12 protein-coding genes and 1 pseudogene are annotated in these 15,045 nt (G+C 72.9%); 6 read left to right on the top strand and 7 right to left on the bottom strand.

Translation table 11 applies throughout. The annotated features are described in order from the left end of the window. Positions 1–25 precede the first annotated feature (25 nt). Positions 26–1,930, bottom strand: coding sequence for a glycoside hydrolase family 9 protein (locus tag C4J65_RS33865; RefSeq protein ID WP_162833482.1), 1,905 nt, complete (start codon positions 1,928–1,930; stop codon positions 26–28). A 136-nt stretch (positions 1,931–2,066) separates the two neighbouring features. On the opposite strand from C4J65_RS33865, the gene C4J65_RS33860 reads away from it, so the two are divergent. Next, positions 2,067–3,284: an AAA family ATPase gene (locus C4J65_RS33860; protein WP_115745880.1), complete on the top strand. Its 1,218-nt coding sequence runs from the start codon at positions 2,067–2,069 to the stop codon at positions 3,282–3,284. A 20-nt stretch (positions 3,285–3,304) separates the two neighbouring features. Continuing rightward, on the top strand, positions 3,305–4,981 hold the full coding sequence (locus C4J65_RS33855) for a VWA domain-containing protein (protein ID WP_115745879.1): 1,677 nt from the start codon (positions 3,305–3,307) through the stop codon (positions 4,979–4,981). Between the two features lie 29 nt (positions 4,982–5,010). Here the strand turns inward: C4J65_RS33855 and C4J65_RS33850 are convergent, their stop codons facing one another. Beyond that, positions 5,011–5,826, bottom strand: a complete 816-nt coding sequence (locus C4J65_RS33850) for an SAM-dependent methyltransferase (RefSeq protein WP_115745878.1) — start codon at positions 5,824–5,826, stop codon at positions 5,011–5,013. A gap of 44 nt (positions 5,827–5,870) precedes the next feature. After that, the gene (locus C4J65_RS33845; protein WP_115745877.1) at positions 5,871–6,746 is read right to left on the bottom strand and encodes a helix-turn-helix transcriptional regulator; all 876 of its coding nucleotides are present in this window, start codon (positions 6,744–6,746) and stop codon (positions 5,871–5,873) included. 392 nt (positions 6,747–7,138) lie between these two features. Here C4J65_RS33845 and C4J65_RS33840 point away from each other — a divergent pair, with 392 nt between their 5' ends. After that, on the top strand, positions 7,139–7,498 hold the full coding sequence (locus tag C4J65_RS33840) for a hypothetical protein (RefSeq protein WP_346265891.1): 360 nt from the start codon (positions 7,139–7,141) through the stop codon (positions 7,496–7,498). 32 nt (positions 7,499–7,530) lie between these two features. Here C4J65_RS33840 and C4J65_RS33835 read toward each other — a convergent pair whose 3' ends face one another. Continuing rightward, positions 7,531–8,640 (bottom strand): glycoside hydrolase family 43 protein, encoded by a 1,110-nt coding sequence (locus C4J65_RS33835; protein ID WP_115745875.1) that lies wholly within the window; start codon positions 8,638–8,640, stop codon positions 7,531–7,533. A gap of 253 nt (positions 8,641–8,893) precedes the next feature. On the opposite strand from C4J65_RS33835, the gene C4J65_RS33830 reads away from it, so the two are divergent. Both C4J65_RS33830 and C4J65_RS33825 read left to right on the top strand, forming a co-directional pair. After that, on the top strand, positions 8,894–10,087 hold the full coding sequence (locus C4J65_RS33830) for a glycoside hydrolase family 64 protein (RefSeq protein WP_115745874.1): 1,194 nt from the start codon (positions 8,894–8,896) through the stop codon (positions 10,085–10,087). Between the two features lie 99 nt (positions 10,088–10,186). After that, positions 10,187–11,038, top strand: a pseudogene (locus C4J65_RS33825) (glycoside hydrolase family 16 protein); the annotation flags it as partial. Between the two features lie 80 nt (positions 11,039–11,118). Here the strand turns inward: C4J65_RS33825 and C4J65_RS33820 are convergent. Then, on the bottom strand, positions 11,119–11,961 hold the full coding sequence (locus tag C4J65_RS33820; RefSeq protein WP_115745872.1) for a helix-turn-helix transcriptional regulator: 843 nt from the start codon (positions 11,959–11,961) through the stop codon (positions 11,119–11,121). Between the two features lie 176 nt (positions 11,962–12,137). Between C4J65_RS33820 and C4J65_RS33815 the strand changes: the two genes are divergently transcribed. Then, the gene (locus C4J65_RS33815) at positions 12,138–13,160 is read left to right on the top strand and encodes an aldo/keto reductase (protein ID WP_115746771.1); all 1,023 of its coding nucleotides are present in this window, start codon (positions 12,138–12,140) and stop codon (positions 13,158–13,160) included. Positions 13,161–13,166: 6 nt separating this feature from the next. Here the strand turns inward: C4J65_RS33815 and C4J65_RS33805 are convergent, their stop codons facing one another. Together C4J65_RS33805 and C4J65_RS33800 are read right to left on the bottom strand one after the other, a co-directional pair. Beyond that, a complete protein-coding gene (locus C4J65_RS33805; protein WP_205351194.1) occupies positions 13,167–14,456 on the bottom strand; it encodes a helix-turn-helix transcriptional regulator in 1,290 nt (429 codons plus the stop codon). Next, the gene (locus C4J65_RS33800; protein ID WP_115745871.1) at positions 14,453–15,004 is read right to left on the bottom strand and encodes a YciI family protein; all 552 of its coding nucleotides are present in this window, start codon (positions 15,002–15,004) and stop codon (positions 14,453–14,455) included. Before C4J65_RS33800 ends, C4J65_RS33805 begins: the two co-directional genes overlap by 4 nt. Positions 15,005–15,045 lie beyond the last annotated feature (41 nt).

The following is a 15,045-nucleotide window of genomic DNA, read 5'->3' as shown; positions in this document are numbered from 1 at the left end:
CGGGCGCGGGCGATCCCCCTTCGCGTCAGAACCGCGCGACGGTGAGGGAGAGTGCGTACAGGGCGGTCGAGGTGAAGTCGTCGGCCGGTTCCACCGTCTGCCAGGCCCGCACGTCGTCGACGTAGCCGGCGCCGTGACCGTCGTATCGCGACCACGGCCCGCCCTCCGGGGCGAAGGAGCAGGGACGGCTCCCGTCGAAGGTGTCCGGCTCCTTCAGCAGGTCCGCGTCGTTGGGCCCGTTGACGACGGCGCCGCGCAGGATGTCGCCGTGGCCGGTGCGGCTCATGGCCAGGTTGGCGACCTGGTGCTGGAGGCAGTGCGGGAAGACGTCGCCCGCGCCCACGACGAAGCTGGTGCCCCAGGCGTTGGCCCCGAAGACCCAGGCCCGCTGCTGCGCGGCGAAGTCGTCGAACCGGTGGTCGCCGGTGACGCGCGCGTACAGCTCGGCGGTCGCGAGCAGCCCGAAGGTGTTCGGCGCCGCGTCGAAGTCGGTGGGTATGACGCCCGACCGGAAGGGGTCCCCGGCCGCGCGTTCTTGCCCCGTCTCCACCTGCCGCCTCAGTTCCGCCTTCAGGGCGGCCGCGAGGTCCGCGTCCGGGGCCGCCGAGGTGAGCACGTCGGCGTGGGCGAGGGCACTGACGTCGGCGGGGCCCAGGGTGCCGCCGCGCTCCTCCCGCAGGGCCGCGCGGGCCCAGTCGACCGCCTCGCCGCTCCACCGCGAGGCGCGTGCGTCGCCCAGGGCGTCGGCGCCGCGGGAGAGTTCCACGGCCGCCCACTCCATGTCGTCGCGCCAGGAGTGCTCCTGGTAGTAGTCCGCGGGCACGGTGGTGACCAGGTCCCCGGCGTCCGGCCGGGTGTCCGCCCGCGCGTAGACGGCGGCGGCCTTGTCCAGCCACGCGCGGGCCTGTGCCGGATCGTCCTCGGCCCCGGTCTGCGCGGCGAGGGCGAAGGCCGCGCTCACCCGGCCCGCGAGGTTGGGGCTGAGGGGCTCCCCGGGTTCGTTGGCACGGAAGACGGGCCGGTACTTGAGGAGGTAGTCCGGGTCGCCCCGTCGCACGGTGAGCCGGTCGTCCTGTTCGGGCAGCCGCCACACGTCGTGGTCGCCGCGGACCTCCTGGCCGCCCGAACCCAGCCCCACCTGTGCGTAGAGCGTGCCCGTCTCCCCGTCCCACATCCTGTCCAGCCAGGCCAGACCGTGCCGGGCCTCCTCCCGCAGTCCGGGCACCTCCGGTGTGTCCCGGACGGTGCTCAGCATCTGTGCGACCACATAGGACGTCGTGTGCGTGAACTTCAGGAAGTCGCCCGCGTCGAACCACCCGCCCGAGACGTCCACGGGACCGCCGGCCTCGGTCGGTGCCGAACCGGCCGTGGTCCCGTCGGCCTCCGGGCCGGTGCGGGCCGGCTCGTAGACGCGCGCCTGTTCGTCGGTCAGGTGCGAGGGCTCCCGCCCGGTCGCATCGGCCAGTACGTCCGCGCCGTCCCGCTGGGTGCCGAAGAAGCGCACGGTGTCCGCGCGCAGCGGGTCCAGCAACCGCTCCGCCGGCGCCACCCGGAAGCGGACCTCGGGGTCACCGCCCGCGCCGACCAGGCGCAGGCGGTAGGTGCCGGTGCGGTGCAGCGAGGAGAGGTCGATGGTGCGCACGGCGGTGTACGTGTCGTTCCAGCCGCCGAGGGAGGGACCGAGGGCGCCGTGCCCGGCCGGGTCGCCGCGCTCGTCCAGGACCTCGAAACCGGCGTCCGCCAAGGTGTCCCGGTCTCCCATGACATAGGCGAACTTCTTCTCGCCGGAGACGTATCCGGCCTGGTTGACGCGGATGGCCGCCGGCGTCTCGCCGCCGCCCCCGGAGCACGCGGTGAGGCAGCAGGCCGCCAGGACGGCGGCGGTCGCGGCCGGCACGGAGCGGGCCGACGGCGAGAACAAGTGGCTCATGGTGGACAGTCTGGTCGATGGCGCCACCGCGCCGCGGGCCGAGGTACCGACCGGGGGCAGGGCGAGGAAGTGGACGTTTGTGCGGGATAGGCTCTGATCCGCCAGCCCACCCGGACCGCCACAGGAGGAGTCGGCCATGGGCCAGAAGGACCCGCAGGAGGCACCGGCCGCCCAGGACACGGCCGAGCGGCTCCGGGCGATCGGCGACGAGCTGTCGGACCGCTTCTACGAACGGGCCGACGTCGTACGGACGCTGCTGGTGACGCTGCTGGCCGGTCAGCACTCGCTGGTGCTCGGCCCGCCCGGAACCGCGAAGTCCGAGCTGGCCCGGGAACTGACGGGCCGGGTCGTGGGGGCGTCCTACTGGGAGATCCTGCTGTCCAAGTTCACGGCGCCGACGAGGATGTTCGGGCCGATCGACGTCGCCGCGCTGGCGCGCGGGGAGTACCGCCAGGTCTACGAAGGGCGCGCCACCACCGCACACGTCGCCTTCATCGACGAGATCTTCAAGTGCTCCACGGCGGCGCTGAACGAGACGCTGGGCTACCTCAACGAGCGGATCTACCACCCCGAGAGCGGCGGTGAGCCCGTCCGCTGCCCTCTCATCGGCGCCATCACGGCGAGCAACGAGCTGCCCGACGGCGAGGACTCGGCCGCGATCTACGACCGGCTCCTGGTGCGGATCGAGGTCACGTACCTGGAGGATCCCTCCAACTTCGCCGCTCTGGTCCGCTCCGCCGTCAGCCGCCCGGCCACGCCCGGGCGGACCACCGTGGACCTGGCGGCGCTGCGGCACGCCGTGGACGAGGCCGTCCCCGAAGTGGAGGTGCCCGACGGGATCGTGGACGCGGTCTGCACCCTGCGGGCCGCCCTGCGCCGCAAGGAGCTGATCGCCTCCGACCGCCGCTGGCGGCAGGCGGTGGGCCTGCTCCAGGCGTCCGCCTACCTCGACGGGCGCCCCTCGGTCGCGGAGAGCGATCTGTCGGTGCTGACCCACGTGCTGTGGAACTCCCCCGCCGAACGCCCGACGGTCGAACGTGAAGTACTGCACCTGGTCAATCCGGACGCCAAGGAGGCGCTCGACCTCGCCGACACCATCGCGGAGCTGGAGGCGCAGCTCGACGCGATGGCCGGGCGGTCCCGCGAGGCGCTGAGCGAGTGGGTCATCAAGAAGGCCCACAACCAGCTGGCCATGGCGGGCAAACGGCTGGAGAGACTGCGCGCGGAGGCGGTGGGCGCGGGCCGCTCCACCACCGCCATCGACCGGGTCACCGGCCGCCAGCGCGCCGTCCGCGCCCGGGTGCTCACCGAGGCCCTCGGCGTGGACGCGAGCACGGTCCAGGCCCAGCTCTGAGCACCGCGGCGGACGGCCCCGTGGACGAGAACACGGAGACAGAAACGGACACGAACACGGGCACGGACACCGACACGGACGTGCACGGGAGCGGGACGGCGAGCCGGCTCGACGTGCTGGCGGACCGCGCCGGGGCGTGGCTGGCCCGGTCGGGTGCCGCCCCCGCGCGGCACACCGGGGCCGTGGCCGCGGACCGTTTCGACCGCATGGCCTGGCGCGACACCTACGAGCAGTCGCCCGCGCTGCGCGAGCTGGCCGGTGAACTGGGCGAGCACCACGCGCACACGGCCGACCTGCTCACCGACGTCTTCCTGGCCGCCTACAAGACCTCCCCACGCCTGCGCGAGCCGGCCGAGCTGGAGCCCTCCCGGCTGGTCAACCACCGCCTCGTCGCGGCGCTGCTGGAGTCACCGGACTTCGACGGGCTGCACCGGGAGACGGCCGGCGACCCGTACGCCGCGGCCATGGCCGTACTCGCCCAGGGCACCGCGCTGCGCCGGATGCTGGAGGACTCCCGGCCCGCCCGGGACCGGGACGAGCGGGCGGAGCGGGCCCGGCGGGAGGCCGAGGACGCGGCGGACGCCGTCGCCGAGGCGCTCCGGCAGGCCGCCGAAGAGGCCGGCGAGGACGGCACCGTGCCGGGACCGGCGGCCGACGCCGTACGGCGGGCGGTCCGGGAGGCGGACGCCGCCGCGAGGCGGGCCGCCTCCGACGCGGGCCGGGCGCTCGCCGTGGCGATCCCCGGCGTCCGTGCCGCCGCGCGCGGAGCGGTGGCGAAGTCGGCGGCGGCCGCGCGGGAGGAGACCGCGCTCATGCGGGCCTGGGGTGTCGGCTCCGGCGAGCTGGAGCGGATGCCGTTCGACGAGCGCGCCCGGCTGGCGGAGCGGCTGCGCACCGGACGGCTCGCCGAGTGGGCCGAACTGATCGGCCGTTTCCGGCAGATGGCCAAGGGGGAACGCGCCCGCAAGGTGGAGAACGCCACCGGTGAGCTGATCGGGGTCACGCTCGGCGACGACCTCTCCCGGGTCATCCCGTCCGAGCTGGCCAATCTGGGACTGCCCGAACTGCGTGCGGTGTTCGCCGCGCGCTACGCCGCGCGGGAGCTGATGCTCTACGACAGCCAGGGGGAACAGGCCACCGGCCGGGGCGCCGTCATCGCCTGCGTGGACACCTCGCACTCCATGTACGAGGCGGGGCCCGGCGGCATCACCCGGGAGGCCTGGGCGAAGGCGTGCGCACTGGCCCTGCTGGACCAGGCCCGTGACGCGGGGCGGGACTTCGTCGGCATCGTGTTCTCCGCCGCCGACCGGCTCCGGGTCTTCCGCTTCCCGGCCGGCCGGCCCGCCGATCTCGCCCGTACCCTCGACTTCGCGGAGACCTTCCTCGGCGGCGGCACCAGTTACGAGCGGCCCCTGTCGGCGGCGGGCGAACTGCTCGAGGAGGAGTTCGCCGACGCCGCCCGTACGCGCGGGGACATCGTGATGCTCACCGACGACGACTGCGGTGTCACCGAGGCCTGGATGCGGGGGTGGAACGAGGCCAAGCGCCGGCTGGGCTTCCGGGTCTTCGGCGTGGGCGTCGGCTCCCCGCGCGTCGCGGCGGCCGGCTCGGTCCTCGAGGCCCTGTGCGACCACCTCCGTTCCGTCGAGGACTTCACCGACGTGCACGCCGCCGCCGACCTGTTCCGCGTCATCTGAGCCGGCCGGCCGTCATGGTGTGCGGGTCGTCACGGCTTGCGAGCCACCGCCCCGTACATCGCGATGTCCTCGTCCCGGATGCCCTGCTCGCCGGTGCCGTCCGGATGCCACTTGTGGACCTGGACGATGCCCGGTGCGACCAGCTCCAGCCCTTCGAAGAACTCGTGCGCCTCGTCGATGGTCCGCAGCCGCATCGGCATGTCGCGCGCCGCGTACTCGCGCGCGACCCGGCCCACCTCCTCGGGGGCGAACTCGGCGGTGCCGATGGTCATCGCCAGGTAGCTTCCCGCGGGCAGGGGCTCCAGGAGGCGGCGGACGATGCCGACCGCGTCGTCCTCGTCCAGGACGAAGTGGACGATCGCGATCACGGTGAGCGCGACGGGGCTGCCCAGGTCCAGCGTCTTGCGGAACTCGTCGGATTCGAGGACGGCTTCGGGGCGCTGGAAGTCCGCCTCGATGTACGTCGTCCGGCCCTCCGGCGTACTGGACAGCAGACCCTGGGACAGGGTGAGGACGATGGGGTCGTTGTCCACGTAGACCACGCGTGACTCGGGGGCCACCGACTGCGCTATCTCGTGCAGGTTGGGCGAGGTGGGAATGCCGGTGCCGATGTCGAGGAACTGACGGACGCCCGCCTCCTCGGCCAGCCATCGCACCGCTCGGTTCATCCAGTCCCGGTTGGCGCGCATGTGCACGGGCAGGGCGGGCCATTCCCCGGCCATCGCGTCCCCCGCCTCCCGGTCGGCGGGGTAGTAGTCCTTCCCTCCCAGGATGTAGTCGTAGATCCGCGCCGAGTGCGCGTGCTCGGTGTCGATCCGGTCGGCCGGCCATCCGCTGTCGGACATCGTTCGCCTCTCTCCATGGGGTGGTGCGGTACGGGTGGAAGTCCTCACAGCTCCTTGCGCAGCGCGCCGAGGAGTTCCTCGGTGCCTCGGGCCGGTACCGCCTGGGCGCCCAGGCGGTCCAGGGCCTCGCGGTAGACCACCACGTCGTCGCCCTTGTCCAGGTAGACGGCGCCCACGAGTCCGCCGAGGTAGACGATGTCGGGAAGTTCGGGGGCCCGGAACCGGAAGAGGTCGAACGCGCCGGCCCGCATGGCGGGGTGCGGGCCCCCGGCGAACGGCATGATCTGGAGTGTCACGTGGGGCAGCCGTCCCACCTCGATCAGGTGGTCCACCTGGCGCCGCATCACCTCGGTTCCTCCGACGGGCCAGCGCAGGACCGTTTCGTCCATCACGACCCACAGGCGGGGCGGACAGGGGCGGGTGAGGATCTCCTGGCGCCGCATGCGCAGGGCCACCCGCCGCTCGGTGTCCACGGAGGAGGCGTGCGGGTTGCCGGCGCTCAGCAGGGCCCGCGCGTAGGCCGGGGTCTGCAGCAGGCCGTGCACGAACCCGGCCTCGTAGGCGCGGATGTGCAGGGCCGCCTGTTCCAGGCTCAGGTACGCCGCGAACCAGTCCGGCATGACGTCGCGGTAGGTGTGCCACCAGCCGCGCTTGTTCGCCTCCCGCGCCGACTTCAGGAAGGTGTCGATCTCCTGCTGGTCGCGGACACCGTAGATCTGGAGCAGCTTCTCGACGTCCGGGAGGCGCAGCCGGGCCACCTTCGCCGCCTCCAGCCGGCGGATGGTGGAGTGGCTCACCCCGATCGCCTCGCCGGCCTGCTCGAACGTGAGACCGGCGCGGGTGCGCAGCTCCTCCAACTGCCTGCCGAGGATCATCCGCAGCACGGAGGGTGCTCCGCCCCAGTCGGTCTCCGCGGTCACACCGTCTCCCCTTCGCCGTCCCGCGCCCGGGCCCGGACACGCCAGTCTGTCACGGGCTCCGTCCCGCCGCAGGAGCATGCATCCTGTCCGCTGCAAATTTCAACTTGCTGGTTGCGCACGGTTGTTGACGGATGACACAGTGGCTCCACCGCCCCCTGCGATTCCTGCGCTTTTCGATCCTCACACCAGGACCGTCCTGCTGGAGACCGTCCCCCACCCATGGGGCGATCTCGCACGACAACGTTCTCCTGCCGTCCGTCGCGGCCAAAGGACCACCCCCCATGGACCTGCAGCACACCCGTGATCCACGTCCGTCCGCAGCCACCGTCCGTGACCGCCCGTGCTCGTCCGGTGCCACCCGTCCACCCCGCCGACGGCGTCCGGGCCCGGCCTTGCTCAGCCTCCCCGCCGGACTCCGCGCCGAACTGGGGCACGACGCCGTGGGCACCTGTGCGGCCCACGGCGAACGCATCCTGGCACGCCTTCCCCGTGCGGGCTGCGTGTTCGCCGACGAGGGGCTCTGGTGGTGGATCGTGCCCTCCGGGTCCGACATCGGGATCGCGTGGCCGTCCGGCACCCACTACGTCGTCGGCGACCCGTCCTGGACCCGGTCCCGGCCGGGCGGCCGCCCAGCCGGGCCGCGCCTGGTCCACGGCCCCGACGGCGACTCGCCCTACACCGCCCCCATCCCGCTGTACTTCCTCGTCTGCGGGCTCGCCGGAGTGGCGCCGCGCTGGTCCCTGGCGCCCTGAGCGGGACCGCTCCGCGCTCCGACGCGACGTCCCTACTCGAAGAACTTGAGGCTCCAGCCGGTGTCGCTGGTGGGGCCCGGGACGTTGGCCCGGCTGTAGGTGGTCCCGCCCCACCAGCAGAAGGTGCCGGTGTACCAGTACCGGTTCTCCCACGAGTACGGCGTCCCCTTCGCGACCGCGTGGAACATCAGGGGGAACCTGGGGCCGGCGGGCGGGCTCGTGGCGATGTCGCCGTCGAGCAGGACGAAGCTGTGGTGACCGGGCCCGTCGACGTACAGGGTGGGGTCCCAGCCCGCCATCATCGTGGCGCGGTGGGACCCGAAGAGGCAGCCGTTGGACTTGTACCAGTCCCACACGTACGTCGGGTCGCCGCCGGCCCGCAGCCGCAGGTCGGCCAGGCAGTACTGGTCGCTCCAGCTGCCGTTGGCGGAGTAGGCGATGTGCAACTGCCCGTTCGGGTCCTTGACGGGCTCGGGGCCCTCGTTGATGAACGGGTTGCCCACCACCCGCTCCCAGCTCTCCCTCGGTTGCGAGATGACGTACCGCGCCCCGGTCGGTGTGGTCGGGCTGCTCATCCGCGCGATGTAGAGGTTCTGTTCGACGTTGGTGTCGCCGGCCCAGCCCGACCAGACGAACCACCGCTGCCCCTCGAAGGTGAACAGGGTGCCGTCGATGGCCCACTTGTCGTCCGGCAGGGCCAGTTCGGTCTCGGCCGTGTAGCCGCTGTCGGCGGCGGTGGAGCTGATCACGTACATCCGGTGGGCCGCGCCCCGACCGGCCGTGAAGTAGATGTGGTAGCGGCCGCCGTCCCGCACGATCTCGGGCGCCCACACCTCGCCGCGGCCACGTGCGTCCGACCACACCTGGCGGGCGGGCGCCGCCGCGAGCGCGGCCGTGGAAGCGGCCTGGCGTACGGCGATGCCACCCCCGGTGGACTGCACCGGGACATAGGTGCCGCCGACCCGGATCACGCTCGGATCGGCGGCCCGCAGAGCGGTCCGGTCCGCCTGCGCGGGCCCGGCGGAGGACACCAGGAGCAGGAGGGCGACGAGGGCACCGGAGACCAGGGCGGCGACGGTGCGGCGAACGCGACGGGCTGGCTTCCGGGTCCCGTTCGGCGGGCTTCCGGTCAGGGGCGGCATGTCCCTCCGCTTCCACGGGCCGTGATGTACATCGATGGAAGTTGGCAGCGGTTCCAGGATCGTAATTGACGGCGGACATGTCAATGAGCGGACCGCAACGCCCCCGGTACACACGGCATCCGGCGGGCACAGCTTCCCTCCACTTCACCTTCCGAACCCGGAGCGCCTTCTTCCGATTGATCTCGTTCAACTAGTTGACATGCACAGGGAAGGACTACAACGCTACAGGTCCCCCCACACCAAGGAGGACCGTGTGCTTTCCCCACGCAAGCTGACGGCGTCCCTGGCCGTCGCGGCGTCGATCGGCGCCGTCGCCGTCGTCGTCGGGCCCGCCGAACCGGCATCGGCCGTACCGGACACCATCCCGCTCACCCTGAAGGACGACTCGGGCAGTGCCGAGCAGGTCTACGTCTCCGTGATCGGCACCGAACTCGCCTCGGGGCAGCAGGGATACGCCGACGAGAGCGGCGCCTTCCACGCCTGGCCGGCCGGTGGCGCCCCGCCCGTCCCGGCGCCCGACGCCTCGTTCACGGGCCCCGCAAACGGCGGGTCAAAGACCGTTCAGCTTCCGAAGTTCTCGGGCCGCGTCTACTTCTCGTACGGCAAGAAGCTCGACTTCCGGCTCGCCGACGGCGGCCTCGTGCAGCCCGCCGTCCAGAACGCCGACGACCCCAACCACGACACGCTGTTCAACTGGACCGAGTACACGCTCAACGACTCCGGGCTGTGGATCAACTCCACCCAGGTGGACATGTTCTCGGCCCCCTACTCCGTCGGCCTGACCGCGGGCGACGGCTCCACGAAGCAGACCGGTTCGCTGAAGCCCGGCGGGTACAAGGCGGTCGCCGACGGGCTCGCCCAGCAGGGCGGCGGCTGGGAAGGGCTGGTCCAGACCCGGGGCGACGGCTCGCCGCTGCGCGTCCTGGCGCCCGGGCACGGCGTCGGCTCCGGCGACCTGCCCGCCGGTGTGCTGGACGACTACATCGACCGCGTATGGAGCAAGTACGCCGCCGAGACGCTGACGGTGACGCCGTTCAAGGAGCAGCCGGACACGAAGTTCTTCGGCAGGGTGAACGGCGGCAGGATGGACTTCACCGACGGCAGCGGCGCGGTGGTGACCTCCTTCGAGAAGCCGGACTCGGACTCGGTCTTCGGCTGCTACAACAAGCTCGACGCCCCCAACGACCAGGTGCGCGGCCCCATTTCGCGGACCCTGTGCGCCGCGTACAACCGCTCCACGCTGCTCACCAACTCCGAGCAGCCCGACGCCGACGACTCCGGCTTCTACCAGGACGACGTCACCAACCACTACGCCCGCCTCGTCCACGGGCAGATGCAGGACGGCCGGGCGTACGCCTTCGCCTTCGACGACGTCGGCAACCACGAGTCGCTGGTGCACGACGGCGACCCCAAGGACGCGGCGATCACGCTGGAGTCCTTCGGCTGACCGGGCCGGCCCCACCCGCGCCCGAACCGACGCACCACCATCCCCCCACCCCCGTGCCCGCTCCCGCCCCGTGGGAGCGGGCCCACGAAAGGGAGAGACATGGCCTCCCCACGACTGCTCCGCAGTTGCCTGCTCGCCACCCTGTCCGCCACCCTCGTCGCGGCCGCCGCGGTGACCCCCGCCCAGGCGGAACGGGGTCCGGAGACCGCCGCGGCGGTGACGTTCTCCGACACCTTCGACGGACCCGCCGGATCCGGCGTCGACGCCGCCAAGTGGCAGCTCGAGACCGGCGACAACGTCAACAACCACGAGCGGCAGTACTACACCCCCGGCACCGACAACGCGAAGCTCGACGGGCAGGGCAACCTCGTCATCGAGGCCCGCCGCGAGAACCCGGGCAACTACCAGTGCTGGTACGGCACGTGCGAGTACACCTCCGCGCGGCTGAACACCTCCGGCAGGTTCACCGCGACCTACGGCCACGTCGAGGCCCGGATGAAGATCCCGCGCGGGCAGGGCATCTGGCCCGCGTTCTGGATGCTGGGCCAGGACATCGGCGAGGTCGGCTGGCCCAACTCGGGCGAGATCGACGTCATGGAGAACGTCGGCTTCGAGCCGTCCACGGTCCACGGCACCCTCCACGGACCCGGCTACTCCGGCTCGGGCGGCATCGGCGCGGCCTACACGCTGCCGAACGGTGAGGCCTTCGCCGACGCCTTCCACACCTTCGCCGTGGACTGGGCGCCGGACAGGATCACCTGGTCGGTCGACGGCAACGTCTACCAGACCCGCACGCCGGCCGACCTGGGCGGCAACACGTGGGTCTTCGACAAGCCGTTCTTCCTCATCCTGAACCTCGCGGTCGGCGGCTACTGGCCCGGCGACCCCGACGGCTCGACCGCCTTCCCGCAGCAACTGGTGGTCGACGAGGTGAAGGTGACCACGAGCGACGGCTGACGGCCCCCGGCCCGCGGCGTGCCCGGGCCCCGAAGCGGACCGTGGCCTCCCCCAGGCCGCGGTCCGCCTCCCGTTCAGCCGCTGGTCAGGCTTTGGAGGCCGACCACGCGCAGCAGTTCCAGCCGCTCGTGGGACTCGCTGCCGGGGCGGGTGGTGTACACGACGAGCCGCTGGTCGTGCTCGGGGCTCAGCAGCACCTCGCAGTCCAGCTCCAGCAGGCCGACGACCGGATGCAGGAAGCGTTTGACGTCGCCACGGCGCACGGCGACCTCGTGGCTGTCCCAGAGCGCGGAGAACTCCTCGCTGCGGGCGCGCAGCCGGCGCACGAGTGCCGCCAGCCGCGCGTCGTCCGGGCGCTTGGCGAGGGTGGCACGCAGGTCCGCCACCGCCGCGCGGGCGGCCCGGTCGTGGTCCTCGGCCGGGAAGTGTTCCCGCGCGGCCGGGTCCGTGAAGAAGCGCCAGACGACGTTGTGCTCCGCCTCGCGACGGGCGGACGCGTCGCCGTGGAGCGCCTTGGCCATCGCGTTCTGCGCGAGGACGTCGCCGCGGTCGCTCACCACCTGGGCGGGGACGTCGGTCAGCCGGTCCAGGAGGAGCAGCAGGGCGGGGCGGACGTGGTCCGTGGGCGCGCGGTCGCGCGAGGGCTCCTCGCCGGCCAGGTGGAACAGGTGGTCCCGTTCGTCGTCGGTCAGCCGCAGCGCGCGGGCGACGGCCGCGAGCATCTGCCGGGACGGACGCGATCCCCTGGCCTGTTCGAGCCGTGTGTAGTGGTCTGCGGACATGCCCGCCAGCTGCGCCACCTCCTCGCGGCGCAGCCCCGGGGTGCGGCGCCGCGCACCCTGCGGGAGGCCCACGTCGGCAGGGGCGAGTCGGGTACGGCAGTGGCGCAGGAAATCGGCCAGCTCGGTTCTGTCCACCCACCCACCATGCCCCGCGCCGCCGTCCGCAGCCAGGGACGGCCGGTCCCTGGACGAGGACGTCTCTCCCGCCGCGGGCGGCGGCGCCACACCCTGGAGGCCGGCGGGTTTCGCCGGCCCGGTTCGCCGGTGCCGTGCGCTGCCCGGGTCCCTTCACAAGGAAAGGCGTGACCGCCATGCAGTACCGCACGCTCGGCCGCACGGGCATCAAGGTCAGCCCGTACGCACTCGGCACCCTGATGTTCGCCACCTCGGTCGGAAATCCGGACCCCGACGACTCCGCGCGCATCATCCACAAGGCGCTGGACGCCGGGATCAACCTGATCGACACCGCGGACGCCTACCGCGACTCCGAGGAAGTCGTCGGCAAGGCGATCCGGGGGAGGCGCGACCGTGTCGTCCTCGCGACCAAGGTGAGCCGCCCGGTGGGCGACGACCCCAACCAGCGGGGCGCCTCACGGCGTTGGATCATGACGGCCGTGGAGGACTCGCTGCGCCGCCTCGGGACCGATCACATCGATCTCTACCAGATCCACCGGCCGGATCCCGACACGGACGTCGAGGAGACCCTCTCGGTGCTCTCCGACCTGATCCGCAGCGGCAAGGTCCGTGCGATCGGCACGTCCACGACCCCGGCGTCCGACCTGGTGGAGGCTCAGTGGGTCGCCGAGCGGCGCGGTCTTGCCCGGTTCCACACCGAGCAGCCGCCGTACTCGCTGCTCGACCGCGGCATCGAACGCGAGGTGCTGCCGGTCGCGCAGCGCCACGGGCTGGGCACGCTGGTGTGGGGCCCGCTCGGGCAGGGGCTGCTCACGGGGCGGGTGCGCAAGGGCGGGCCGAACGAGCTGCGCCGCGCCGGGCTCGTCCGGCACCTCGGCGACGAGCGCCGTCTCGACGCGGTCGAACGGCTCGTCCCGCTCGCCGCCGAGGCGGGCCTGCCGCTGACCCACCTCGCGATGGCGTTCACCATCGCCCACCCGGGCGTGACCAGTGCGATCGTCGGGCCGCGCACGATGGATCACCTCGACGACCTGCTCGCCGGGCTCGACGTCGCCCTCGGTGACGACCTGCTCGACCGGATCGACGAGATCGTCCCGCCGGGCACCGACGTCGGCGCGCTCGACCAGGTCTTCGTGCCCCCGGCGCTCCAGCGGGCGGGTCTGCGTCGCCGCCCCCTGGACGAACGCCGCGCGGCCTGACTCCGGTCAGGGGGACGTCGTCCGGGCGATGTCCGCGGCCGGGGTGTCCTCGTCGGGAGCCGCCGGGGGCGGGAAGATCAGGTCCTCGAGCGCGTCCGCGGCGAAGAGGAAGGCCATCATCACGACTGGTAGGAGCAGCGCGAGCAGAATCACAGGACCTCCCGGTGGGTCGGTCTGTGGGCTTCGTGGCCCGGATTCCAGGATGGGCCCGACGGGCGGAACCCGCACGGCGGGAGCCGGCCGAGCCCACGGGCCGGCGGGCCGCCGCCGGATCGCGCCGGACGGGCCCTGGACGGGTGTGCTGGCCGCCGGACGGTCGGTGAGGGCGTCGCGCAGGTGTCGGCGGGAGGAGATGCCCAGCTTGGCGAACACCTCGCGCAGGTGCCATTCCACGGTGTGCGGGCTGAGGAACAGCTGGGCCCCGATCTCGGCATTGGTGGACCCGTCCCGGGCCAGCCGGGCGATCTGTGCCTCCTGGGCGGTGAGCGCCGCGGGCGTGGCGCCGGTACGCCGCTTGGCCACCGTTTCGCCGGTGGCCTTCAGCTCGCGCACGGTGCGCTCGGTGAAGACACCGGCGCCGATCCCGGTGAACATCCCGTGGGCCCGCTTGAGCTGCTCACGGGCGTCGCCGCGGCGGTTCTCCCGTCGCAGCCACTCGCCGTACAGCAGATGCGCGCGGGCCAGTTCCACCCGCACGCGGGTGCGGCCGAGGCGATCGACGGCCTCGCGGTACAGGTCCTCGGCGGCGTCGCCCTCGACGAGCAGGGCACGGGAGCGCGCCTGGACGCCCAGGGCCCAGTCGGTGCCGGCGGCCCCGGTCGTCGCGGTGAGCCGGTCCAGCGCGGCCCCGGCCGCCTCGCGGTCACCGAGGCGGGCCGCCGCCTCGACCAGCTCGGTCAGGCCCCAGTTGCCCGCGACCAGGTCGTCCGGGTGCTCGCTCGCCCGACGCGCCGCATCGAACGCACGTTCGCATTCGCCCTGTCCGTTGCGGAGCAGGGCCCTGGCCCGCTGTGCGATGGCGACACCGATCCCCCCTCCGCGCGCGACGGCCCCCTCCAGGCCCTCGCGGATCAGCGCGTCGGCCTCCTCCCCGCCGTCCCGCAGCGCGGCGAGCCCCAGGGCGCCGTAGGGCATGAGGCTGCCTCCGGCCGCGTCCTGCACCGCGGGGATCTCCGCGACGAGCGAGGCCGCCGCGTCCAGGTCCCCGAAGCAGGTCAGCACGACCACGCTCGCCGAACTGGACCGGTCGGGCCCGGGGACCTGACGCCGGTGGCCCCGGGCCACGGCCGGGTTCACGACGGGCGCCCGCCGAACTGCCAGGGGTGGACCTCGAGCTCGGCGTACCGCTCCGGCGTCAGCACGCCCCGTGCCGTGGCCGGGTCCGGCGCCCGCACCAGTGCCGCCGTGCCCAGCCAGGTGCCGCCGTCGTCGGAGAGCAGGGGGCCGTACGCGATCAGCTCGTCCCGGCCGGGCGGCACGTCCAGGTCGGTGGCCTTCCCGGCGCCCAGGCCGAGCACCAGGAACCCGTCTCCCTCGGTCGGGCCGCCGGGGAAGTCCCACATGGTGCGCCCCAGCGTGTTGCGCCACCGGCGCAGCAGCACGTCCCGGTAGACGCCGGCCTGGTGTCCGGGCTCGTCGAAGGCGAACGCCCGGGCGGCGGCCGGATCGGGCAGGTCGAGTACGTGCACGCTGCCCGTGGGCACCTCGCGGTCCCCGGTGAGGGTCGGGCCCCGCGCGATCATCTCCGCGGCGTACCCGTCCATGTAGCTCCAGTGCGCCTCGAGCAGCTCCTCACGCAGTGTCAGGGAGCCGGCCCGGTCACGGTGGTAGCAGAAGAACTCCATGCGCCCAGTCTGGGGCACCGGCAGCACCCGTGGTGATTGCT

The organism is Streptomyces sp. CB09001, assembly GCF_003369795.1.
Classification (GTDB): Bacteria; Actinomycetota; Actinomycetes; order Streptomycetales; family Streptomycetaceae; genus Streptomyces.
The sequence above is the reverse complement of the archived record's forward strand: the minus strand, read 5'-3'. Positions and strand labels throughout refer to the sequence as shown.

Excerpts from the sequence above, each read along its gene's own strand:
- C4J65_RS33865 (WP_162833482.1), bottom strand. The coding sequence starts at position 1,930 with ATGAGCCACTTGTTCTCGCCGTCGGCCCGCTCCGTGCCGGCCGCGACC.
- C4J65_RS33800 (WP_115745871.1), bottom strand. The coding sequence starts at position 15,004 with ATGGAGTTCTTCTGCTACCACCGTGACCGGGCCGGCTCCCTGACACTG.
- C4J65_RS33850 (WP_115745878.1), bottom strand. The coding sequence starts at position 5,826 with ATGTCCGACAGCGGATGGCCGGCCGACCGGATCGACACCGAGCACGCG.
- C4J65_RS33860 (WP_115745880.1), top strand. The coding sequence starts at position 2,067 with ATGGGCCAGAAGGACCCGCAGGAGGCACCGGCCGCCCAGGACACGGCC.
- C4J65_RS33815 (WP_115746771.1), top strand. The coding sequence starts at position 12,138 with ATGCAGTACCGCACGCTCGGCCGCACGGGCATCAAGGTCAGCCCGTAC.
- C4J65_RS33835 (WP_115745875.1), bottom strand. The coding sequence starts at position 8,640 with ATGCCGCCCCTGACCGGAAGCCCGCCGAACGGGACCCGGAAGCCAGCC.